The organism is Clostridia bacterium (genome assembly GCA_017554615.1).
Lineage (GTDB): Bacteria > Bacillota > Clostridia > UMGS1840 > HGM11507 > SIG450.
Map to the genome: position 1 here is coordinate 1 of JAFZHY010000014.1, position 24,478 is coordinate 24,478.

Below are 24,478 nucleotides of genomic sequence, written 5' to 3' on the forward strand. Positions count from 1 at the left end.
AAGGCGCATTGTCTGATGAAGATTTGCAGAGAGTCAATGCCTTGATTGAAAATATGAAAATCAAGCAATTTGATTGTGGGCACGGTATTCATACAGAAAAGGCAAACCAGTTTGTGGAAACAATAATTTCAATTTGACCAATTCCAATTTAACGAGCAGTTGTGGCCCGTGAATATACCTCCCTTCGTTACTTTGACGAAGGGAGGTTTTTTATATCTTAAATCAGTCCAAAAGGTAAAAGGGAACTTTAAATTGTTTTATTGACAAATTAATGCACTTTTGATACAATGAAATAAATGGCTTTAGTATTAACAAAAATAGTTCAAGAACTTAGTGAAAGGTAATGAATTTATGAGAATAATAGGTCATATAAAAACGGACTTTAAATCAAAATTCGCAGTACCAAAGCAAGGTGGCCACGCTGATGAAGTTGTCGGTAAAATTATATTTGAGCCTGATTTTCGAGTGTATCGAGCATTAAGAGGGTTAGACCTTTTTTCCCATATCTGGCTGGTTTGGAAATTCTCTGAAGGCGCACAAATCAGACACGGTAAACATAAGCACAAATATAAATGGAAGGCGACTGTTAAGCCTCCTATTCTTGGAGGTAACAGAAGAATAGGAGTATTTGCAACCCGTTCTCCATTCAGGCCAAACCCTATTGGTATAGGCGTAGTTAAGGTTTTAAAAATTTCATTATATACTACTGACGGGCCTGTTATTTATATTCAGGGTCTTGATTTGGTGGATAATACCCCGATTTATGATATAAAACCATATCTTCCGGCTGTTGACAGCGTTGAAGGTGCATACGGAAGTTATGATGAGTTTGGGGAAGAAAAAGAACTTGAGGTTAATATGCCTCCTTCATGCGCAGCAAAACTTCCTAGGAAAATGTGCGACTCACTTATAAAAATTCTTTCTTATGACCCTCGACCTGCTTATGAGAAAGAAAATGATAAAGTATTTTATCTTACATATGGTGAATATGAAGTCAGTTATAAAGTTGATGAAACAACAGTTCATGTTATAGACATAGAAGAATAAGATAAAAAGAAACCGTGAAATGTTTTTAGTTTCACGGTTTCTGTAATTTTAAAATATTTTTTTAAATAAACTATTGACAAAGTAAAAATATATGCTATAATAGTAATAACGATAATCATTATCGATAAGATATGAATTTTAATTTTATATAAGTGAGGTTATAAGTTATGAAAAAATTTGTATGTTCAGTTTGCGGATATGTTCACGAGGGTAATGAACCACCTGAAAAATGTCCTGTATGTAAAGTTCCTGCATCAAAATTTAACGAAATGGTTGAAGGTGCAGCATTAGCAGCAGAGCATGAATACGGAGTATATGCAAAAACAGTTAAAAACAATCCTGACATTTCAGAAGAAGATAAAAAATATATCTTTGAACAGTTAATGGCTAACTTTAATGGTGAATGTGCAGAAGTTGGTATGTATCTATGTATGGCAAGAATTGCTCACAGAGAGGGTTATCCTGAAGTTGGGCTTTACTGGGAAAAAGCAGCATATGAAGAAGCAGAACACGCTGCAAAATTTGCTGAACTTTTAGGCGAAGATTTAGAGCCTAATATGAAAGCGACAACAAAAGATAATCTTAAATGGAGAGTAGACTGTGAATACGGTGCAACTCAGGGTAAATTTGACCTTGCATCATGTGCTAAGAAAAACGGTCTTGACGCAATTCATGACACAGTTCACGAAATGGCAAGAGACGAAGCTCGCCACGGAAAAGGCTTAGAAGGACTTTTAAACAGATATTTTAAATAATAAATATTTTAGTCTTATAATAAGAACCTCACGAAAAACTATCGAACTAAAAGTTCGAGTTTTTCGGAGAACCTTGTTGTGTTAATTCACAATAAAATTTTAACCCCTTAAACACGCTGAATGTGTTAAGGGGTTTTAAATTTTTAAAAAATATTTAATAAAACTGGAATATTTTAGTAAATATTTAGCATTTAATAATTGAAATAAGACAAGTTTAGTGATACAATGTATATAAATATTTTTTGATATAATTTTAAGTTAGAGTGCATAATAAAAAAGTGGAACTTAGAAAATAACTTTTGGTGGTGATTTTTTGGAGATAAAAGTTGCTAAAACTGCCGGTTTTTGCTTTGGGGTAAAAAGGGCAGTTGAAGAAACATATAAACTGGCAAAAGAGAAGAATAAAAAAATAGTTACTTACGGTCCTGTTATTCATAATGAGCAGGTTATAAATGATCTTTATAATCAGGGTGTAACCGTTAAGGAAGACTTACGGAAGATAAAAAAAGATTCACTCGTTATTATCCGTGCTCACGGAGTAGGCGAAAGTGTATATAAATTTTTAGAAGAAAATGAAATAGAATATGTAGATTTAACCTGTCCGTTTGTTAAAAAAATTCATAATATAGTTAATAAGAATTATAATGAAGGCAAAAAAATAGTTGTAGTGGGCAAGAAAAATCATCCTGAAGTAGTTGGTATAAACGGTTGGTGCAACGACAGCGCGATAATAATATATGAAGAAGAACCTAAAGAAATTGAAAAGTTTTTTAGTGAATCTGATTCATTATGTGTAGTTGCGCAGACAACAATAAATAAAGAGAAATTTTACAATTATGTTAAATTTTTAAAAAACACTTGTAAAAACATAGAAGTTTTTGATACAATATGTAATGCGACGTATGAAAGGCAGACAGAAGCAATAGCCCTTGCAAAAGAGTCAGAGGCTATGATTGTTATCGGCGGTAAGAACAGTTCCAACACTAATGAACTTTATCATCGCTGTAAAGACATTCTTGATAGTACTTATATGATAGAAAATGCAGGTCAGCTTAATTTAAGTCTTTTAAATAACAAAAAAATCGCAATTACTGCGGGAGCATCAACTCCTGCGTATATAATAAGGGAGGTTCTGAATATTATGTCAGAAGAAAAAGTAATGGCAGTTGGCGAAGAAAATTTTGCTGATATGCTTGAAAATTATCTTAATTCATCACTACATAGTGGTCAAATCGTTAAAGGAACAGTTGACAGAGTGTCTTCAAACGAAGTTAATGTTAACATTCCTGGATATAAAGGAGTAGGAGTTATTTCACTTGATAACTTATCAGATGATTCTCAGTTTAAGCCTGAAGAACATTTTAAAGTTGGCGATGAAATTGAAGCCATGGTTATTAAGAAGAATGATGTTGAAGGAACAGTTCTTTTATCTAAAAAAAGAGTTGATTCTCAGAAAAATTCCGAAATCTTAAAAGCTGCATTTGAAAGCAAAGAAATTCTTAAAGGAAAAGTTGTAGATGTTAATAAAGGCGGTGTATCCGTTATTGTTAACGCTTGTAAAATCTTTGTTCCTAATTCACTTGCTACAGAAAAAATGAGCGACGATAAAAACCTACTTTTAAATACAGAAGTTTCACTTAAAATCATTGATTTTGATGAAAGAAAAAGAAGAGCAGTCGGTTCAATCAAGGCTGTTATTGACGAAGAAAAGAAAGAACTTCAGGAAGCTTTCTGGCAGAATGTAGCTGAAGGTAAAGTTTATGAAGGTATAGTTAAATCTCTTACAAACTTCGGTGCATTTGTTGATTTAGGCGGAGTTGACGGTTTAGTTCACATTTCTGAATTATCTTGGGGAAGAATTAAACATCCGTCTGAAGTTGTTAAAGTTGGAGATAAAATTACAGTATTTATTAAAGAAATCGATGCTGAAAAGAAAAAGATTTCATTAGGCTTTAAAAAAGCAGAAGATAACCCTTGGGTTAAAATCGAAAACGAATACAAAGTTGGCGATGTAGTTGATTGTAAAATCGTTCGTCTTGTTCCTTTCGGTGCTTTTGCTCAAATCATTCCTTTTGTTGACGGTTTAATTCACATTTCTCAGATTTCAAATAAGAGAATTGATAAACCTGCTGATGTTTTAACAGTTGGGGATGAAGTTCAGGCTAAGATTATTGAAATCGATTTAGAAACAAAGAAAATCAGCCTAAGCATCAGAGAACTTTTAGCAGAAGAAGTAAAAGAAGAAGTTTCTGAAACAGAAGAATAATTAAAAACTTTTATAGATTATCCTGTGTTTAATTAAAACACAGGATAATTTTAAGAAAGAGGATTTAAATGAGTGAATTAAAATTAAGGAATATAGCAATTATTGCCCATGTTGACCATGGTAAGACCACCCTTGTTGACGAAATGCTTAAACAAAGCGGTACATTCAGGGTTAACGAACAGGTGGAAGAAAGGGTTATGGACTCTAACGACTTAGAGCGTGAAAGAGGGATAACTATCCTTTCCAAGAACACTTCGGTTATGTATAAAGATTATAAAATCAATATAGTTGACACTCCTGGCCATGCAGACTTTGGCGGAGAAGTGGAACGAGTTTTAGGTATGGTTGAAGGCGTAGTGCTTTTGGTTGATGCTTTTGAAGGTGCAATGCCACAGACACGTTTTGTTCTAAAAAAAGCATTGGAACTTGATTTAAAACCGATTGTTGTTGTTAATAAAATAGATAAAAAAGATGCAAGACCGAATGAGGTTATAGATGAAATAATTGATTTATTCATTGACCTTGATGCATCGGATGACCAACTTGAATTCCCTGTTATTTACGCATCTTCAAGAGAAGGGTTTGCAACCTTTGATTTTGAAATCGAAAATGACAATTTAAAACCTCTTTTTGATACTATTATTGATTATGTTCCTGCACCTTGCGGAAAAAGTGATGACGAGTTTCAGATGCTTGTATCAAATATTGACTATGACGAATATGTCGGAAAAATTGCAGTTGGTAAAATTAAAAGGGGGAGAATATCCACTAACGACCAGATTGCAATCTGCAAAAAAGACGGAACAACTAAAAACTCTAAAGCAGGAAGACTATACACTTACTCAGGGCTTAAAAAAGTTGAAAGAGATACAGTAGAAGCAGGAGAAATCATCTGTATTGCAGGGCTTGGAGATTTTAATATAGGCGAAACTTTATGTTCGCTAAATAAAATTGACCCACTGCCTGTTATAGAGGTTGACGAGCCTACTATTTCTATGAACTTTATTGTTAACAACAGTCCTTTTGCAGGAAGAGAGGGAACTTATGTTACCTCCCGTCATTTAAGAGACAGACTGTTTAAAGAAATAGAAACCAATGTTTCATTAAGGGTGGAAGAAACTGACAGCGCAGATTCTTTCAAGGTTTCAGGAAGAGGGGAACTGCATCTTTCAATTTTAATTGAAACAATGAGAAGAGAGGGTTTTGAATTTCAGGTTTCAAAACCGGTTATCATAATGAAAGAGAAAAAGGGCGTTTTATGCGAACCTATTGAACACCTTATAGTTGATGTACCTGAAGAGTTTGTGGGAAGTGTTATTGAAAAGTTAGGCTCCCGTAAGGGCGAAATGATAAATATGCACACCAATACCAGCGGTTACACAAGAATAGAATTTAAAATTCCGTCCCGTGGTCTTATCGGTTACAGAAACGAATTTTTAACCGATACAAAGGGTAATGGTGTTATGAACTCAATTCTTATAGGCTATGAAGCACACAGGGGAGAAATTCAGGGAAGACAAAGAGGCTCAATTATCGCCTGGGAAGACGGAGAAAGTATTACTTACGGTCTTTATAACGCACAAGGCAGAGGAAGACTTTTCATCGGCGCAGGTGTTAAAGTGTACGAAGGAATGGTAGTTGGAGAAAATGCAAAGGCAGAAGACATAGTTCTTAATGTATGTAAGAAAAAGCAACTTACCAATACCCGTGCATCAGGGTCGGATGACGCCTTAAGGCTTACTCCTCATGATGAACTTAGTTTAGAGCAGTGCCTTGAATTTATCGCAGATGACGAACTTGTTGAAATCACTCCTTTAAATATAAGATTAAGGAAAAAGATTTTAAACAGTGATTTAAGAGCAAAGGCAAAAAACAAAGAATTAAAAAATAAATAATTGTATAAAAAAACCGTAGCAAACATTTTAAATTATTTGCTACGGTTTTTTTAATTAAATTACAACTCCGCCATCTACACTTATTACCTGCCCTGTAATAAAATCAGAACTATCAGAATATAAAAAGTAGCATACTTTTGCAATATCCATAGGTTCTCCAAGCCTACTCAGTGGGGTTTCTTCTTTTAAACTTTCCAAAGTATCCTCGTCTAAATTATTTAGCATATCTGTTTTTATAACTCCTGGAGCAATACAGTTTACATTGATGTTTGAAAGAGCCACTTCTTTTGCAAGTGCTTTGGTAAAGCCGATAACTGCGGCTTTTGAAGAAGAGTATAAAACCTCCATTGCTCCGCCTGTTATTCCCCACATTGATGAGATATTTATAATTTTACCTTTTTTATTATTTATCATAGACGAAAGAACTTCTTTGGTTACAAGAAAAGTACCCTTTATATTTGTATTAAATATTCGGTTAAAACTTTCTTCATCATCATTTTGCAAAAAATTAGTTTCAGAAATTCCCGCATTGTTAATTAAACAGTTAATTTCCCCGAATTCACTAATCACTTCGCCTACTGCTTTTTTAACATCCAAAGAGTTTGATATATCCGCTTTTTTAGGAATAAAATTTATATATTTTTCTTTTAATTTTAATGCCTCATCGTCGCTTTTTAAGTAAATTCCGACAACTGTATGGCCTTTATCTAAGAACAGTTCGCTTATTGCTCTTCCTATTCCTCTTGTTGCGCCTGTAACTAAAATTACATCCTTCATTTTCATCACCGATAAAATAATAACATATAATAAAACCCTTGTCAAAAAAATATAAAATGTTTTATTGTTTTTCATATGTTTCTATTGAATTAGAGGGGACTTATGTGCTATACTAATCTTAGATTATTATGTGTATTTTTATGAGGTGTATTTATGGTTTTTAGTAAACTTGATAAAGACAATCTTCCAAAACATATCGCTATTATAATGGACGGTAACGGCAGATGGGCAAAGAAGAGAGGTCTGCCAAGAACTGCAGGGCATTATAAAGGGGCAGACAATGTAAGAAACATTGCTCATTACTGCTATGATAACGGAATTAAGGTGCTTACTTTGTACGCATTTTCTACTGAAAACTGGAAGAGGCCTAAACCTGAGGTAGACGCTTTGTTTAAACTCTTTAAAGAAAAGTTAAAAGATTACAGAGCGCTTATGGGTAACAGGGACTGTGTAGTGCGTTTTATAGGAGATAAAACACCTCTTAGCGATGATATTAAAAAAAGTATGAAAGAGATTGAAGAATATTCTTCTCAGTTTGCTCATACAGGGTTTACCTTTAATTTTGCAATTAACTACGGAAGCCGTGATGAAATTATTAAATCTGTTAAAGATATTGCTCTTAAGGTAAAAAACGGAGAAATTGAAATTGACGATATAGATGAAAAGATGGTTTCTGACCATTTATATACTTATGGTCTTCCTGACCCTGATTTAATGGTAAGACCAAGCGGAGAACAGAGAATTTCAAATTTCCTTTTATGGCAATCTGCTTATACAGAGTTTTATTATTCTGATGTTTTATGGCCTGATTTTACACCTAAGATGTTGGAAAAGGCGATAATAGAATATCAGCAAAGAAACAGACGCTTCGGGGGAGTGTAGGAGGTATAAAATGTTAGTAAGAATTATTTCAGGCGTAATCGGCATTATAGTTCTTTTATTGGTTATGTTTTTAAGTCAGGAATTGTTTATAGGTGCAATCAGTATTATCTGTGCTATTGCTTCTTATGAAGTTATGAAAGCATACGGATATACTAAATATAAACTTCTTCTTTTAACAGGAATTATAACTTCTTTAATTATTCCTATGTCAGTTTATTTTGCATTAGAAAATTATCTGTATCTTTTGTTACTTATTTTAACTGTTATACCGATTATTCATATGTTTAAAAATCATAACGAGTTTCATACTAAAGACTTGTTTTCCTATATGGCAGGAGTAATTATTATTCCTTGGGTATTTTCTACACTTGCATACATAAGGCTTACAGAGTATGGGCAATTTCTTATCTGGCTTCCTCTTATATCTGCATGGCTTACAGATACTTTTGCATATTTTGGTGGAAGATTTTTCGGCAAACATAAGTTATGCCCTAATATCAGCCCTAAAAAAACCATTGAAGGCTCAGTTACAGGGATTTTAGGAGCAGTTTTAGGATATATAATTTACGGATATATCTTAAAGAACACATGGGATATTAATGTTAATTTCTATGCATTTATATTAACTGCAATTATTACTTCATCTCTTTCACAGATGGGAGACCTTGTAGCATCTTTAATAAAAAGAGAAACAGGTATAAAAGATTTTGGAAAACTTATGCCGGGGCATGGAGGCGTGTTAGACAGATTTGATTCTTTAATTATTACTGCACCGTGCATTTTCATACTTCTTAGGATAATTAACTTTATCTACTTATAAGGAATGATTGATTTGAAAACAAAGATTATAAATATATTAGGGTCTACCGGCTCTATCGGCACTCAGACTTTAGAGATTTGCAAGGAAAGAAATATTAAGGTTAACGGTATTTCGGCAAATAATAATATAGACCTTCTTGAAAAACAGGCAAGAGAATTTAATGTTAAATTCTGCCATATAAATAATAGTGAACTTTTATCCAAATTAAAGGCAAGACTTTCTGATACTGATATTAAAGTTTTAGGTGGGGAAGACGCTTTATGCGAATTTGCTACAAGTGGAGACGCTGATACGCTTTTAACTTCAGTGGTTGGAAGTGTGGGCCTTAAACCTACTGTTGCAGGGCTTAAAAACAAAATGAAGATTGCTCTTGCAAATAAAGAAACTCTTGTTGCAGCAGGAGAACTTGTATATAAAGTAAAAGAAGAATATGGTGGAGAAATAATTCCTGTTGACAGTGAACATGGTGCAATATTTCAGGCACTTTTGGGGAATGATAAAAAAGATGTTAAAAGATTGATTTTAACTGCATCAGGCGGCCCGTTTTTCGGCAGGAAAAGAAAAGATTTAATAAATGTTACAAAAAAAGACGCATTAAAGCATCCTAACTGGGATATGGGCGCAAAAATTACTATTGATTCTGCAACTTTGATGAATAAAGGCTTTGAGGTTATTGAAGCAAGATGGCTTTTTGATATTTTAGATATTGATGTTGTAATTCACAGAGAGAGTGTTATTCATTCTATGGTAGAGTATAAGGATAATTCCATTATTGCCCAGATGGGTGTACCAAGTATGAAACTTCCTATTCAGTTTGCGCTTACTTATCCAAAGAGGGAGGAGTGCAGTGTTGAATCATTATCATTTTTAAAATATCCTAACCTTTCGTTTTATGAACCTGATATTGACACTTTCGGTTGCTTAAAACTTGCCCTTTTATGTATGAAAGAAGGGGGAAGTATGCCTTTATGCTTAAATGCTGCCAATGAAATTGCAGTTTCATATTTTCTAAAGGATAAAATTAAATTTTTGGATATTGAAAAAACTGTGGAGAAAATGCTTTCTTCTCATACTGTAAGAAGAAATTTGTCGCTTGAAGAAACTATCCAGCTTGACAAAGAAATAAAAATTAAAACTACAGAGTTTCTGGAGGATTTAGCGTGAGTTCTTTTTTAACTGTTATTTATGCCTTATTGCTGTTTTCTGTAATAATATTTGTTCATGAATTCGGCCATTTTATATTTGCAAAAATTTTCGGAGTATATGTTCATGAGTTTGCAATAGGTATGGGCCCTGCAATTTTTAAAAAGAAAAAGGGCGAAACCCTTTATTCCGTTCGTTTAGTTCCTATGGGTGGATATTGCAAAATGGAGGGGGAAGACGGGCAGAGTGATAACTCCCGTGCTTTTTCAAATAAATCAAAAACCAAAAGGCTCATTATTTTATCAGCAGGGGCTGTAATGAATCTTCTTTTGGGCTTTATAGTTGTTCTTATTCTTAACTTTGGGTTTAGTTCTAACTTTTATGTGTCAACTTCGGTTGCAAACGTTTTGGAAAACACTCCTGCATATACTGCAGGGTTAAGAGCAGGGGATAAAATAGAAAGACTTAACGGAAAAAAGGTAAATATCCGCTCAGAATTTATGGTTTATAATAATAAAGAGGATATGGAAATTACCGTTAAAAGAGGCAGAGAAACATTAACCTTTAATGTTACCCCTAAATCTTACCTTTTAGATGAATCGGGTAATATTATAAAAGAAAGCAGTGAAGAAGGCTCGCATAAACTTATAGGCATAGAGTTTTCAAAGGAAGAAAAAACCTTACTTAGTGTAATTAAATATTCATATTTTGAATCGTTATTTATAGGTAAAACAATTTTTATTTCCCTTGGTCAGTTAATAACAGGAGAGGTATCCCCTGATAATCTTTCAGGGCCTGTGGGAATAGTTAAAGAGATAAACACAGCAGCAAACACAGGGTTTGATTATCTTCTTTATCTTATGGCGCTTATAACCATAAACCTTGGTATATTTAATTTACTTCCGCTTCCCGCACTTGACGGAGGAAGAATTTTATTTATTTTAATTGAAGCGGTAATAGGAAAACCTGTATCTTTAAAATATGAAGGCATTATCCACGCAATAGGGTTTATGCTTTTAATTCTTCTTATGCTTTATGCTACCTGGAATGATATTTTGAGAATATTTACAAAATAGAGGGTGAAAAAATGAAAGTTCAGATTGGAAATCTTTTTATAGGCGATAATGAGAGAGTTCTTGTTCAGTCTATGACTAATACAGATACAAAAGATATAAAAAGCACGGTCAACCAGATTAAAGAATTGGAAGAAGCAGGTTGCGATATTGTAAGATGTACCGTGCCTGACAAAGAATCTGCACTTGCGATAAAAGAAATTAAAAAACAAATAAAAATTCCTTTGGTTGCCGATATTCATTTTGACTATCGTCTTGCCATTGAGGCTATAAAAAACGGGGTTGACAAGGTGCGAATAAGCCCAGGAAATATCGGAAGCGAAGAAAATGTAAAAGCAGTAGTTTTAGCATTAAAGGAAAGAAATATTCCTTTAAGAATAGGTGTTAATGCGGGTTCTTTAGAAAAACATCTTCTTGAAAAATACGGAAAAATATGTCCTGAAGCATTAGTCGAATCTGCTAAAACTCATATTGACCTTGTTAATAAATACGGATACGATAATATAGTCGTTTCCTTAAAATCGTCAGATACAAAACTAACAGTTGATACATACAGATTATTCAAACAAAAATTTGAATATCCTCTTCATTTAGGGGTTACAGAAGCAGGAACAGTATATAACGGAATTGTTAAATCTTCGGTTGGTATAGGTGCACTTTTACTTGATAATATAGGGGATACAATAAGAGTTTCTCTTACTGCAAACCCTATAGAAGAGATAAAAGCAGGAAAGGCAATTTTAAGAGCAGCAGGTCTTTTAAAAGACAGTGTTAATGTTATTTCCTGTCCGACATGCGGAAGAACGAAAATTGACCTTATAAAAATTGCAGATATTGTAAACGAAGCAGTTAAGGATATTAAAAAACCAATAAATGTTGCAGTAATGGGTTGTGTTGTTAACGGGCCTGGCGAAGCCAAGGAAGCAGATATAGGCATCGCAGGGGGAGACGGATGCGCAGTGCTCTTTAAAAAAGGGCAGATTATAAGAAAAATCAGGGAAGAAGAAATTGCCGAAGTTCTGGTTTCGGAAATTAAGAAAATGTAAGTTTTGAGAGGAAAAAGTTATGAAGTTAAGTGAGATATTTAATAAATCTCAAGTGCTTATACAACATAAAGAATTATTTGATTTAAGTGAAGTTAAAAATGTAGTATTAAATAAAGAATTAAGGAAAGCAGAACTGTTTTTAAAAAGCAGTTTGGTTATTCCTAAATCAGTGATTTTTGATGTTGCCCAGGATATTAAAACAACTTATCAGTTAAGGGTAGTTAAAATTTTTAGTGAGTATCCTGAAAATTTATTTACTAAAGACTATTTTTCAGAGATTTTATTTTACATAGAAAAAAAATATATGCACCTTTACTATATTGTAAAAGATTCTGAAATGGAAATTTTGGAAAATGAAATTAAAATTCACCTAAAAGGTAACGGTGTAGACCTACTTTTATATAACGAACTTGATAAGGCTATTGAAAATTTAATATATGACGAATTTAATCTTAAAGTTTTTGTAAAATTTATATCGGACATTAAACCTTTAAGCGTTGAAGAAAAAAATAAAATACATATAGAGCAGCAAAAAGAGATTTTAGATAGAATAGAAAAAATGCCTGAAGTGGTAAAAGAAGTAAAAAAAGAATTACCACCAAAAAAATCATATCCGTCTTTTAATAAAATCTCTTATGCAAAAACGGATATTTCTTCTCTTAAATTAGAAAGCGGAAAGGTAGAAATAGAGGGCGAAGTTTTTAAAATTGAGAGAAAAGATTTTAATAATTCCCAAAAAGGTAAAATCACTTTTTATGTAACCGACTATAAGAATTCGTGCATTTGTCAGGTTATGGATAAATTAGAAGTGTTAGACGACTTTATGGGAGAATTTAAAAAAGGCGACTTTTTAAAAATCTCAGGCGAGATGATTTATGATAAATATTTAAGAGAAAATGTGCTTGATACTAAATTTAAAAATATTGAGCCTGTAAAAAAAGAGATTAAGGTTGACACAGCAGATGAAAAAAGGGTTGAACTTCATCTGCATACCAATATGAGTGCGATAGACGGTATTAACACTGTTGACGAATATGTATCCCATATAAAAAATATAGGGCACAGAGCCTTGGTAATTACTGACCATGGTGTTGTTCAGGCGTTCCCTGATGCATATAGCGCTGCCAAAAAGGCAGGAATTAAACTCGTTTACGGTGTGGAAGGCTACCTTGTAAACGATATGGCACAAATTGTAAAAGGAAATCAAAAGGGAAGTTTATCAGGCGAGTTTGTTGTTTTCGATATTGAAACAACAGGTTTTAGTGCGTCTGAAAATAAGATTACCGAAATAGGTGCCTGTAAAATAAAAAACGGAGAAATTATAGACAGGTTTTCTTCTTTTGTAAACCCAAAAGTTCCTATTCCTGAAAAAATATCTGAACTTACAGGTATTACAGACGAAATGGTAAAGGATGCACCTGAGATTGATATAGTTTTAAAGAAATTTCTTGATTTTTGCTCGGGTGTTCCACTGGTTGCTCATAACGCAGACTTTGACGTTTCTTTCATTAAAAGAAATGCAGAAGTTTTAGGCATAAACTATGAGCCGACATCTGTTGACACACTCTCACTTTCAAGAATTCTTCTTCCTGAACTTAAAAAGCATAAACTAAATATTGTTTGTGAGCATTTAGGGGTTACTCTTAACGGTCATCACCGTGCTGTCAATGATGCAGAGGCTACAAGCGAAGTATTTATTAAATTTATTTCTCTTCTTAAAAAGAGAGGGATAGAAAATATAGAGGATATCAATACCTCTGTTGTAGACTGTGGGGGAGAACCCTCTTATAAGGGAACAGCATACCACATTATAATACTTGTAAAAAACAAAACAGGTCTTAAAAATTTATATAAACTTGTAAGCAAATCACACATTGATTATTATTACAGAACTCCGAGAATACCAAAGAGCGAACTTATAAAACACAGAGAGGGTCTTATTTTAGGCTCTGCGTGTGAAGCGGGAGAGTTATACCGTGCAGTTTTAAGCGGTCAGCCTCATCAGGAACTTATAAATATTGCCGAGTTTTACGACTATCTTGAAGTTCAGCCTTTAGGTAATAACCAGTATCTTTTGGAAAACAATTCCGTAAAGGATAAAGATGCGTTAATAGAACTTAATAAAACCATTATAGATTTAGGAAAAGAACTTAGTAAAAAAGTTGTTGCAACAGGCGACGTTCATTTTATAAACGAGCAGGGCGCACTTTACCGTTCTATCCTTATGTCAGGAAAGAAATTTAAAGACGCTGATAATCAGCCGCCTCTATATTACCGTACCACAAAAGAAATGATGGACGAATTTTTCTATCTTGACGAAGATACAAAGTATGAGATAGTTGTTAAAAATCCTAACGATATAGTGGATATGACGGATGAGAATTTTGAGCCTGTGCCAAGCGTTAAGCATCCGCCTGTTATTGAGGGTGCAGCCGAAGATATTAAAGAGATGTCTTATAAAAAGGCTTATGAAATATACGGAAACCCTCTTCCAGAAATTGTTGAAAAAAGAATGGAAAAGGAACTTAACTCCATTATAAATAACGGTTTTTCCGTTATGTATCTTATAGCAGAAAAATTAGTTAAAAAATCTTTAAGCGACGGTTATCTTGTTGGCTCAAGGGGTTCGGTTGGTTCTTCTTTTGTAGCCTTCTTATCAGGTATAACAGAGGTTAACTCTCTATGCCCTCATTATATCTGTGAAAACTGTAAACATTCAGAATTTATAGAAGACGGAAGTTACTCTTCAGGTTGTGATATGCCTGAAAAAGTATGCCCTCATTGTAATACGGTAATGAAGAGGGACGGGCACGATATTCCGTTTGAAACGTTCTTAGGGTTTGACGGGGATAAAGAGCCTGATATCGACTTAAACTTTTCAGGCGAATACCAGCCGACTGCCCATAAATATATCGAAGAATTATTTGGCGAAGGCCATGTTTTCAGAGCAGGAACTATTGGTACAATAGCCGAAAAAACTGCTTTTGGTTATGTTAAGAACTATTATGAAGAACGCCAAATGATTATGAATAATGCAGAGCTTGAGCGTCTTATGTCTGCGTGTACAGGAGCAAAAGCAACAACAGGTCAGCATCCTGGTGGTATAATAGTTGTGCCGAAAGAAGATGATGTTTATGACTTTACTCCTATTCAGCACCCTGCAAATGATAAAGAAAGCGGAATAATCACAACTCACTTTGATTATCATAAACTTCACGATACACTACTTAAACTTGATATTTTAGGGCATGATGACCCTACAATGCTAAAAATGTTAAAAGACTTAACAGGGCTTGACCCTCAGTCTATATCCCTTTCAGATAAGGATACTATGAGTCTTTTCACATCGCCAAAAGCGTTAGGCGTTACAGAAGAGGAGATAGGCTCTAAAACAGGCACATACGGAGTTCCGGAATTCGGTACAAAGTTTGCCCGTCAGATGTTAGAGGATATTCAGCCGAAGAATTTTGCAAGTTTAGTTAAAATTTCAGGCCTTTCCCACGGAACAGATGTGTGGCTTAACAATGCTCAGGATATTGTTAAAGAAAAAATAGCACCGTTTGAAGAAACCATCTGTACAAGAGACGATATTATGACCTATCTTATGTTAAAAGGTCTTCCACCTAAACGCGCGTTTACCATTATGGAGCAGGTGCGTAAAGGCAAAGGTCTTAAAGAAGAAGACGAAGCACAAATGAGAGAGAAAAATGTTCCCGAGTGGTATATAGAGTCCTGTAAAAAGATAAAATATATGTTCCCTAAAGCCCACGCTGTTGCGTATGTTACAATGGGGTTCAGGGTTGCGTATTATAAAGTGCATTATCCGATAGAATATTACTGTGCTTACTATTCAGTAAGAGCAGATGATTTTGATGCGGGAATTATGACAAAGGGAAAAGACAAAATTGAAAAATCACTTAACGAATATAACAAAATTCCAAAGCCGTCTGCCAAAGAAAAAAATATTATTACTATACTTGAAATATGCAAGGAAATGTATGCAAGGGGTATAGAATTTTTGCCTGTTGACCTTTATAAGTCAGACGATTTGAACTTTAAAGTGGAAAATGGTAAGATAAGGCCTCCGTTTACATCAATCAAAGGTCTTGGCCTTGCCGCTGCACAGAATATAAAAGCAGCCAGAGACGAAAAGGAATTTTTCACAAAAGAAGATTTTATGGCAAGAGCAAAGGTGGGTCAGGCAGTTGTTGATATGCTTGATAACCATAATTGTTTTAAAGATATTCCTGATTCATCACAGTTGACATTCGGAATTTAAATATAATAAAAAGGGTGATAGTTTTGCTTGGCAATTCTCTTGGTTTATGTAAAGAATACTTAAGAAAAGTTATAAAAAAAGGAGATACCGTTATCGATGCAACCTGCGGAAACGGTTATGACACGCTTTTTCTAAAAGAACAGGTAGGTAAAGAAGGCAAGGTTTACGGTTTTGATATTCAAAAAGTAGCCTTAGATAATACGCTTAATCTGTTAAAAGAAAAGGGTTTATCAGAAAATGTAATTTTAAATCTTGATTCCCACTCCGAACTTGATAAATATGTTAAAGAAAGCGTAAAAGCAGTTGTCTTTAATTTAGGTTATCTTCCTAAGGGCAATCACAGTATTATGACAACTCCTGAAACTACCATTGTCGCTATTGAAAAATCTCTTGAAATACTTAAAGATGACGGAATAATTACAGTTATTATTTATCATGGCGGAGATTCAGGGTTCCATGAAAGAGATGAACTTATAAAATATTTTGAAAGACTTAATAACAAAAAGTTTTCAGTACTTATGCATAACTTTATCAATCAGATAAACTATCCGCCGATATTAGTAGTGATAGGAAAAAAGAAATAAAAGAAAGGGGTTAAGATTATGGACAGAAGAGGAAAAATCAATTATTATCTTGACATTGCCGAGGCTATTTTAGAAAGGGGCACATGTTTAAGAAGAAACTATGGTGCAATAATTGTAAATAATGATGAAATTATTTCAACAGGATATACAGGAGCACCAAGAGGCAGAAAAAATTGCATTGATTTAAATTGCTGTGCAAGAGAAAGTCTTAAAATCCCAAGCGGAGAAAGGTATGAACTTTGTCGTTCGGTTCATGCAGAAGCAAATGCTATTATAAGCGCCTCAAGAAAAGATATGATAGGTGCAACCCTTTATCTTGTGGGTAAGGATATGAAAACAAACGAACTTGTAAAAAATGCAACAAGTTGTGCTATGTGTAAAAGGCTTATAATAAATGCTGGAATTGAACGTGTTATAGCAAGAAATACAAATGATGAGTATACTATTGTTAATGTAAGAGACTGGATATATAATGACGAGTCTATATATCTTATTAAGGGAGAATAAGTATGGAAAAAGAAAATTTTTTTGTTACTTTAAAACAACTTGTTGATGAATTTAATCTTGAAGTGATATATGAGGGAGAGGACCTTTCTCAAAGAAAAGTAGTAAGCACCGAACTTAACAGACCGGGGCTTCCTATCGCAGGTTTTTTTGATTATTTCCAGCCTGAAAGACTTCAGGTGTTAGGAAGAGTTGAATACACCTATTTAAAAAATATGGAAAGCGAAAAAATATATAACGCCTTTTATGAAATTGCAAAAAGAGATGTTCCTGCAATTATTATTACAAGAGGTCAGGAAGTTTTCCCTGAAATTGTTGAGGGCGCAAAAACCAATAAAGTGCCTGTTCTTAGAACTAATGATTCTTCTTCTAAATTTATGGCATCTGTTATAAGTTATTTAAGCGTAGAATTAGCGCCAAGAATTACAAGGCACGGAGGACTGGTTGAAGTTTACGGTGAAGGTCTTTTAATTTTAGGAGAAAGCGGCGTAGGAAAAAGCGAAACAGCAATCGAACTTGTAAAAAGAGGCCATCGTCTTGTGGCAGATGACGCTGTTGAAATAAAAAGAGTTTCAGATAAAACATTAGTTGGCGCATCTCCTGATATAATAAAGCATTTTATTGAACTAAGAGGTATCGGTATAGTAGATGTAAGAAGAATATTCGGTATGGGTGCTATTAAAGAAACAGAAAAGATTGACCTTGTAGTAAATCTTGAAGTATGGAAAGAAAATAAGCAGTATGACCGTCTTGGCCTTGTAACAGAATATACTGATATTTTGGGCCTTAAAGTTCCATGCCTGAATATCCCTGTAAGACCAGGAAGAAATCTTGCAGTGGTATTAGAGGTTGCAGCAATGAACAACAGACAGAAAAAATTAGGCTATAACCCTGCAGAAGAACTTAATAACCGTTTGCTCAAAAAAATGGAGGAAGATGCAAAGAATGTATAGTATTAAAGTGGATACCCATACTCACAGCGTTATTTGTGAACATGCCTATTCCACAATAGAAGAAAATGTACGTCATGCAAGGCAAAAAGGCTTAAAAGGAATTGTATCAACCGACCATGGCCCAGATATATCTCCTTTTGATAATCACCTGCACTTTTATAACCTTGATATTATTCCAACCACTTTTTACGGAGTAAGATTTTTTAAAGGAGCAGAGGTTAATATACTTGATAATACGGGTAGGGTAGACTTAAAAGAAGACTATCTTAAAAGGCTTGATTTTACCCTTGCAGGTTACCACAGGATAAATAAAGACTTAATAAATGAAAAGTATATAACCGAGGGTTATCTTAAAGTTTTAGAAAATCCGTATATTCATTGTCTTGCGCATATTGGTCAGCCTGCGTATAAGTGCGACTACTCTTTAGTAGTTAAACAAGCCAAAAAGTATAATAAAGTAATAGAAATTAATAACAACTCTTTTCATATAAGACCGGGAAGCGAAGAAAACTGTCTTGAAGTTGCAAAACTTTGTAAAGAAAACGGGGTTTATATTGCTGTGTCTTCAGACAGTCATATAGCAACTATGATAGGAGATTACACTAAAGCGTTTGAACTTTTAAAAAAAGCAGACTTCCCAAAAGAACTTATAGTAAACAGAACGCTTGAAAGTTTTACAAGTTATCTAAAATCAATGAAAAAAGATTAGGAGAGAAAAGTTTGGATATTTTAGCAGTATTAAAAAAATATACAAATGAAAAAAACATTCTTATAAATGAGCCTATGAAGAATCATACAACTTTTAAAATCGGAGGGAATGCCGATTTTGTTGTACTGCCTGAAAACATAGATGAGGTTATAAACCTTATTAAATTTCTAAAAGAAGAAAAGATAAACTATTTTGTTATGGGAAATGGCTCAAATCTTCTTGTAAAGGATGAGGGTTACAGAGGAGTAATTATAAAACTTGGCTCTAACTTCTCAGATATTAAAGTTTCGGGTAATATTATAAAAGCATCTTCAGGCGCACTTCTTACTAAAATTTCAAATATTGCACAAAAAGAGTCTTTAAAAGGTTTTGAAGAACTTTCAGGAATTCCTGGAAGCCTTGGCGGAGCAATCTATATGAACGCAGGGGCATACGGAAAAGAAATTAAAAATTTGCTAAAGAGTGTAACCTTTTTAAATGAAAACTTAGAAGTTGAAACAAGGGATATTAAAGATTTAAAAATGGAATACCGTAAAACTTTATTTTCCGAAAATAAATATATAGTTCTTGAAGCGCAGATAGAACTTGAAAAAGGCGACTCTTGTATGATTTTAGAAAGAATAAGAGAAGTAACAAAAATGCGAACAGATAAACAGCCTCTTAATTTTCCAAGCGCAGGAAGTACATTTAAACGCCCTGTCGGGCATTTTGCAGGTAAACTTATAGAGGATGCCAACCTTAAAGGTTATACCTTAGGCGGAGCAAAAGTATCTGAAAAACACGCAGGTTTTATAATAAATTATAACTCTGCCACATTTTTAGATGTAATAAACCTTACCGAAGAGGTTAAAAAAATCGTTAAAGAAAAATTCAATGTAGAACTTGAATTGGAAGTAGAAATACTTTAGGTGATAAATATGTCATTTTGTAAAGATGTAAAAAATGAAATATGTTCAGTTAATTTTGAAAGGTCATGTTGTAAACATGCCCTTCTTAATTCTGCCTTCGCTTTTTTTAATTTAGTTTCGTATGACAGAATAAGGATGACTATTGAGAGTAAAGAAATAGCCCTTTTTTTAAATGAACTTATAATTGAGATAACAGATGAGCGCGAACTTACTTTTAAGAAAAATGCAAAAAGCAAAGGCTATACATTAGAGTCTTATGACTGTGATAAAATTCATAAACTGGCATCAAAATTAGGCCTTATAAATAAAAAAATAAATCAGGTAAGCGGAATAATGGATGATAACCTATCGATTAACCCTTGTTGCCAAAGAGCAGCAGTAATAGGTGCTTTTTTAGTAGCAGGGTCGGTTACAAACCCAAATAGAGGCTATCATTTTGAAATTTCAAACCACAGAAAAGATAATCTTCATAAGATAAATGAAATATTAATGGGTATGGATTTTTATCCTAAAATTATAACAAGAGGGTCAGACTATGTCCTTTATTTAAAAGAAAAAGAAACGATAGCAGATATGCTAAATTATCTAAACTGTAAAGAAACGTTCTTTGAATATCACGATGCTATGATTTTAAAGGATAAAATGAATAATCTTAACAGAAAGATAAACTGTGAACAAGCCAACCTTGATAAAACAGTTAATGCAGCAGTAGAGCAACTTCTTGCTATTGAAAAATTAAAGAAAGATAAAAAGTTTGATGCTTTATCTCAATCTTTAAAAGAAGTTGCCAACTTAAGAGTTGATAACCCCGAAGCAAGTTTAACAGAACTTAGCAAAATGTGTAAAGAACCATTAAGTCGTTCAGGAATAAATCACAGGCTTAAAAAAATTATAGAATTAAGCAGGGAAAAATAAAATGAGTAACTTTTGCCACTTGCATCTTCACACAAAATACAGTCTTCTTGACGGACTGTGTAATATCAAAGATTTAATAGAAAAAGCAAAAACTCTCGGGCAGAGTGCAGTTGCCATAACCGACCATGGCAATATGTTCGGCGCCGTTGAGTTTTATAAGTGTGCAAAAGAAGCAGGTATAAAACCTATTATAGGCTGCGAAGTTTATGTGGCTAAAGGCAGTCGTTTTGATAAAGACCCTGACGAAAAGTATAATCATCTTATCCTTCTTGCCAAAAACAATGAGGGGTATCATAATTTAATGAAACTTGTATCTTTAGCGTCTATTGAAGGATATTATTATAAACCCCGTGTAGATTATGAACTTTTATATAAGTATTCCGAGGGGTTAGTATGCCTTACTGCCTGTTTATACGGTGCTTTTTCGCAGTACCTTGTAAACGATAATATAAAAGGAGCAGAAGACGAACTTCTAACATTAAAGAAAATTTTTAAAAATGACCTTTATGTAGAACTTCAGGACCACGGACTTTTAGAGCAAAGAAAAATTATTTCAAAACAAATTGAACTTGCAAATAAGCACTCTGTAAAACTTGTAGCAACAAATGATGTTCATTATATAGAAAAAGACGACGCTTTTTATCAGGAAATGTTAATGTGTATTCAAATGCAAAAAACAATTTCTGATGAATCAAGAATGAAGTTTAATTCCGACCAGTTATATTTAAAGAGCGAAGAAGAAATGCTAAGCCTTTTTAGTTATAAAAAGGAAGCGGTGTATAACACAATGGAAGTTTGTGATAAATGCAATGTGGAAATAGAATTTGGCAAATATCATCTTCCGCATTACACATTGCCTGACGGGACAAGCCATAAAGATTATCTTTATAAACTTTGTGTTGACGGGCTTAAGAGACGATATGAAAATTATGAAAGTTATATTGACCGACTAAACTATGAACTTGATACCATAAATAAAATGGGGTTTACCGATTACTTTTTAATTGTATGGGATTTTATAAACTATGCAAAAACAAAAGGTATTCCCGTAGGTCCTGGCAGAGGCTCAGCAGCAGGAAGCATTGTGTCTTATGCCTTGGGAATAACCAATCTTGACCCTGTAAAATATTCGCTTATCTTTGAAAGATTTTTAAACAGCGAAAGAGTAACAATGCCGGATATTGATATTGACTTCTGCTATGAAAGAAGAGGAGAAGTTATTGATTATGTTACTAAAAAATACGGAGAAGATAAAGTTTCCCAGATTATAACCTTTGGTACATTAGGCGCAAAACAGGCAGTAAGAGATGTGTGTCGTGCGCTTGACTTTTCTTATGCCGAAGGGGATAGAATCGCTAAACTTATTCCAGGGGGAGTGAGTGTAACCCTTAAAGGAACTTTAGAAGAAAACTCTGAACTTAAAAATTTATATGATAACGACGAAAATGTAAAGAAAATAATAGATGTGGCGCTAAAAGTTGAGGGGCTTCCAAGGCATACCTCTATCCACGCCGCAGGAGTGGTTATAACCAATAAGCCTATTATGGAGTATGTTCCTTTATATAAAGGGGATAATGTAATCGCCACTCAATATACTATGACTGCATTAGAAGAATTAGGCCTTTTAAAAATGGATTTTTTAGGAATAAGAAATCTTACTGTTATAAACGATACCTTAAAAATCATAAAAGAAAAAACAGGTGTAAGTATCGATATAGATAAAATAGACTATAATGATAAAAATGTTTATACTCTGTTTAAAAAAGGGGATACCGACGGTGTATTTCAGTTTGAAAGTTATGGTATGAGAAAGTTCTTAAAAGAATTTAAACCCGAAAAATTAGAGGACTTGATTCTTGCTGTGTCAGTTTACCGTCCTGGTCCGATGCAGGAAATTCCTAACCTTATTAAAAATAAGGAAAATATGGACGGTATAGTATATGACCATAAAATTTTAGAAGAAATACTTTCTGTAACCTACGGATGCATTGTGTATCAGGAGCAGGTTATGGAAATATTTAAGCGCCTTGCAGGGTATAGCCTTGGCAAAGCAGATATTGTCCGTCGTGCAATGTCCAAAAAGAAAATGGATGTTTTAAAAAAAGAAGAGAAGATTTTTGTTACAGGGTGTAATGAAAAAGGCATAAATGAAGATACTGCCTTAAAAATATTTGATAAAATAAAGGAATTTGCAAAATATGCCTTTAATAAATCTCACGCTGCGTGTTATGCCTATGTAGCATTTCAGACTGCTTATTTAAGATACTATTATAAATCTGAGTTTATGGCAGCCCTTATGACCAGTTTTACTGAAAATCAGAATAAAATTACTGAATATATTAAAACCTGCGAAAATATGGGCATAAAAGTTGTCTCTCCGTCAGTAAATCTTAGTGATATAAAATTTACAGCGTTAAACGGAGAAATAATATTCGGCTTAAACGCTATAAAAAATGTAGGATATAATACTGCAAGAGAAATTGTAAATGAGCGAAATTTAAACGGAAGATTTTTAAGTTTTGAAGATTTTGCGCAAAGAATGACAGGAACGGATATAAATAAAAGAGCAGTGGAAAGTCTTATAAAAGCAGGTGCGATGGATGACTTTGGAAGTCGTATCGAACTTTTAAAAATTTATGACGAAACAATGGACTTTCATTTAAATAATATAAGAAGTAATGTTCCTGGTCAGCTTAACCTGTTTGAAACATTGGATAAAGATAATAAAAATTTACAAAAAATAATAGGTAATATTGATGATAATAAATCTCCTCTTTCTTTAAGAATGGAAAAAGAAGTTTTAGGCGTCTATTTATCTTCCCACCCTTTAAAGAAAAGCGAAGAACTTATTAAAAGAATTGCCACTCATTACAGTTTTGAAATAAATAATGAAGAAAACACCTTGTTAAAAGACGGTGATAATGTAACTATGGTTGGAACTATCCTTAATAAAAATATCCGTACAACTAAAAAGGGAGACAATATGGCAACCTTTTTAATAGAAGATATGTACGGAAACTGTGAAGTGGTAGTTTTCCCAAAAGCATATACTGCCTATTCTTCTTATATAACAAATGATACAGATGTTATAATAAAAGGAACTCTTCTTATAAGTGAAGAGGAAAGAAAAATAAATGTTAGCGAAATTTCACTCTTTAATGAAGAAGCAGTACCTGGCAAACTGTATATAAGGATAAAGGACGAATCTTTAATAGAAGAAATGAAGAAAATTCTAAAACAGCATAATGGAAATACTCCTGTATATGTCTACTTTGAAAAGGAAAAGAAAAATACCCTTGCGGATAAATCTATGTGGGTAATTATAAGTAAAACTTTGGAAAAAAGACTAAAAGACCTGCTGGGTGAAGATAATGTAGTATTTAAGTGATAACTGTTACAAGCAAAAATACACATAATATTTATAATAAATGTGTATATATTGGAAAAAAATGAATATAATAAATTATGCAGCAAAATAGTCTGCATAATTTTTTTTAAAAAAATAAAAAAATATGTTGACAAACAATATGCTCAATGCTATAATGTAAAAGCTGCTGACAAAAACAGGCAGAATTTTTCAAAAAAAATTAAATATTTTTAAAAAAATGTGTTGACATTTTAAAATACTGCTGATATAATGTAATAGTTGTGTCGCGTAAAATAAAAAGTATTTATTTTTTTCTAAAAAAGTGCTTGACAATGAAGTTCAACAGTGATACAATGAAACTCCACCGTCAAAAGTGGAACGGTCTTTGAAAATTAAACAATATGATGGTCCTTGAAATTTTTTTAAATGAGTTTAAAAATGAACCAAGGTAATAAAGGAAATGCAAGCAAAGAAAAAGCTAGCAAACTAAGTCAGAATTAATTTGAACGATTAATAAATTTTTTATTAAGAGTTTGATCCTGGCTCAGGACGAAC

The 24,478-nt window shown here is 33.3% G+C and carries 18 protein-coding genes; 17 read left to right on the forward strand and 1 reads right to left on the reverse strand.

Features of this window, described 5'->3' with window-relative positions:
- Positions 1–351 precede the first annotated feature (351 nt).
- From tsaA to typA, 4 genes are all read left to right on the forward strand, one after another.
- The gene (tsaA, locus tag IKZ35_03505) at positions 352–1,047 is read left to right on the forward strand and encodes a tRNA (N6-threonylcarbamoyladenosine(37)-N6)-methyltransferase TrmO (protein ID MBR4893027.1); all 696 of its coding nucleotides are present in this window, start codon (positions 352–354) and stop codon (positions 1,045–1,047) included.
- A 167-nt stretch (positions 1,048–1,214) separates the two neighbouring features.
- Entirely contained in the window at positions 1,215–1,802 is a 588-nt protein-coding gene (locus IKZ35_03510; protein ID MBR4893028.1) for an NADH peroxidase, read from the forward strand.
- A gap of 313 nt (positions 1,803–2,115) precedes the next feature.
- Positions 2,116–4,068: a bifunctional 4-hydroxy-3-methylbut-2-enyl diphosphate reductase/30S ribosomal protein S1 gene (locus tag IKZ35_03515; protein MBR4893029.1), complete on the forward strand. Its 1,953-nt coding sequence runs from the start codon at positions 2,116–2,118 to the stop codon at positions 4,066–4,068.
- A 68-nt stretch (positions 4,069–4,136) separates the two neighbouring features.
- A complete protein-coding gene (gene typA / locus IKZ35_03520; GenBank protein MBR4893030.1) occupies positions 4,137–5,963 on the forward strand; it encodes a translational GTPase TypA in 1,827 nt (608 codons plus the stop codon).
- A gap of 54 nt (positions 5,964–6,017) precedes the next feature.
- On the opposite strand, the gene fabG is transcribed toward typA, so the two are convergent.
- Positions 6,018–6,746: a 3-oxoacyl-ACP reductase FabG gene (fabG, locus tag IKZ35_03525; GenBank protein ID MBR4893031.1), complete on the reverse strand. Its 729-nt coding sequence runs from the start codon at positions 6,744–6,746 to the stop codon at positions 6,018–6,020.
- A 147-nt stretch (positions 6,747–6,893) separates the two neighbouring features.
- Here fabG and IKZ35_03530 point away from each other — a divergent pair, with 147 nt between their 5' ends.
- The 13 genes from IKZ35_03530 to IKZ35_03590 are packed head-to-tail and all read left to right on the forward strand — an operon-like array spanning position 6,894 to position 23,944.
- A complete protein-coding gene (locus IKZ35_03530; protein ID MBR4893032.1) occupies positions 6,894–7,622 on the forward strand; it encodes an isoprenyl transferase in 729 nt (242 codons plus the stop codon).
- Positions 7,623–7,632: 10 nt separating this feature from the next.
- Positions 7,633–8,442 (forward strand): phosphatidate cytidylyltransferase, encoded by an 810-nt coding sequence (locus tag IKZ35_03535; protein MBR4893033.1) that lies wholly within the window; start codon positions 7,633–7,635, stop codon positions 8,440–8,442.
- A gap of 3 nt (positions 8,443–8,445) precedes the next feature.
- Positions 8,446–9,606, forward strand: coding sequence for a 1-deoxy-D-xylulose-5-phosphate reductoisomerase (locus IKZ35_03540; GenBank protein MBR4893034.1), 1,161 nt, complete (start codon positions 8,446–8,448; stop codon positions 9,604–9,606).
- A complete protein-coding gene (rseP, locus tag IKZ35_03545; GenBank protein MBR4893035.1) occupies positions 9,603–10,661 on the forward strand; it encodes an RIP metalloprotease RseP in 1,059 nt (352 codons plus the stop codon). The genes IKZ35_03540 and rseP overlap by 4 nt, the downstream gene beginning before the upstream one ends.
- Positions 10,649–11,704, forward strand: coding sequence for a flavodoxin-dependent (E)-4-hydroxy-3-methylbut-2-enyl-diphosphate synthase (ispG, locus tag IKZ35_03550; protein MBR4893036.1), 1,056 nt, complete (start codon positions 10,649–10,651; stop codon positions 11,702–11,704). The genes rseP and ispG overlap by 13 nt, the downstream gene beginning before the upstream one ends.
- Before the next feature lie 19 nt (positions 11,705–11,723).
- Positions 11,724–15,983, forward strand: coding sequence for a PolC-type DNA polymerase III (locus tag IKZ35_03555; protein MBR4893037.1), 4,260 nt, complete (start codon positions 11,724–11,726; stop codon positions 15,981–15,983).
- A gap of 17 nt (positions 15,984–16,000) precedes the next feature.
- On the forward strand, positions 16,001–16,567 hold the full coding sequence (locus tag IKZ35_03560) for a methyltransferase domain-containing protein (GenBank protein MBR4893038.1): 567 nt from the start codon (positions 16,001–16,003) through the stop codon (positions 16,565–16,567).
- Between the two features lie 18 nt (positions 16,568–16,585).
- Positions 16,586–17,074, forward strand: coding sequence for a cytidine deaminase (locus IKZ35_03565; protein MBR4893039.1), 489 nt, complete (start codon positions 16,586–16,588; stop codon positions 17,072–17,074).
- Positions 17,075–17,076: 2 nt separating this feature from the next.
- A complete protein-coding gene (locus IKZ35_03570; GenBank protein MBR4893040.1) occupies positions 17,077–18,024 on the forward strand; it encodes an HPr kinase/phosphorylase in 948 nt (315 codons plus the stop codon).
- Entirely contained in the window at positions 18,017–18,733 is a 717-nt protein-coding gene (locus tag IKZ35_03575; GenBank protein MBR4893041.1) for a phosphatase, read from the forward strand. Before IKZ35_03570 ends, IKZ35_03575 begins: the two co-directional genes overlap by 8 nt.
- Positions 18,715–19,641 (forward strand): UDP-N-acetylmuramate dehydrogenase, encoded by a 927-nt coding sequence (gene murB / locus IKZ35_03580; GenBank protein ID MBR4893042.1) that lies wholly within the window; start codon positions 18,715–18,717, stop codon positions 19,639–19,641. Before IKZ35_03575 ends, murB begins: the two co-directional genes overlap by 19 nt.
- Before the next feature lie 9 nt (positions 19,642–19,650).
- Positions 19,651–20,556, forward strand: a complete 906-nt coding sequence (gene whiA / locus IKZ35_03585; protein ID MBR4893043.1) for a DNA-binding protein WhiA — start codon at positions 19,651–19,653, stop codon at positions 20,554–20,556.
- A gap of 1 nt (position 20,557) precedes the next feature.
- A complete protein-coding gene (locus IKZ35_03590) occupies positions 20,558–23,944 on the forward strand; it encodes a DNA polymerase III subunit alpha (protein MBR4893044.1) in 3,387 nt (1,128 codons plus the stop codon).
- Positions 23,945–24,478: the final 534 nt, after the last annotated feature.

Bases quoted from the DNA above. Each gene is read 5' to 3' on its own strand.
- IKZ35_03570 (MBR4893040.1), top strand. From the start codon at position 17,077: ATGGAAAAAGAAAATTTTTTTGTTACTTTAAAACAACTTGTTGATGAA.
- IKZ35_03575 (MBR4893041.1), top strand. From the start codon at position 18,017: ATGTATAGTATTAAAGTGGATACCCATACTCACAGCGTTATTTGTGAA.
- IKZ35_03555 (MBR4893037.1), top strand. From the start codon at position 11,724: ATGAAGTTAAGTGAGATATTTAATAAATCTCAAGTGCTTATACAACAT.
- IKZ35_03565 (MBR4893039.1), top strand. From the start codon at position 16,586: ATGGACAGAAGAGGAAAAATCAATTATTATCTTGACATTGCCGAGGCT.
- whiA (MBR4893043.1), top strand. From the start codon at position 19,651: ATGTCATTTTGTAAAGATGTAAAAAATGAAATATGTTCAGTTAATTTT.
- typA (MBR4893030.1), top strand. From the start codon at position 4,137: ATGAGTGAATTAAAATTAAGGAATATAGCAATTATTGCCCATGTTGAC.
- IKZ35_03530 (MBR4893032.1), top strand. From the start codon at position 6,894: ATGGTTTTTAGTAAACTTGATAAAGACAATCTTCCAAAACATATCGCT.
- IKZ35_03510 (MBR4893028.1), top strand. From the start codon at position 1,215: ATGAAAAAATTTGTATGTTCAGTTTGCGGATATGTTCACGAGGGTAAT.
- IKZ35_03535 (MBR4893033.1), top strand. From the start codon at position 7,633: ATGTTAGTAAGAATTATTTCAGGCGTAATCGGCATTATAGTTCTTTTA.
- IKZ35_03540 (MBR4893034.1), top strand. From the start codon at position 8,446: ATGATTGATTTGAAAACAAAGATTATAAATATATTAGGGTCTACCGGC.
- fabG (MBR4893031.1), bottom strand. From the start codon at position 6,746: ATGAAAATGAAGGATGTAATTTTAGTTACAGGCGCAACAAGAGGAATA.
- tsaA (MBR4893027.1), top strand. From the start codon at position 352: ATGAGAATAATAGGTCATATAAAAACGGACTTTAAATCAAAATTCGCA.
- IKZ35_03590 (MBR4893044.1), top strand. From the start codon at position 20,558: ATGAGTAACTTTTGCCACTTGCATCTTCACACAAAATACAGTCTTCTT.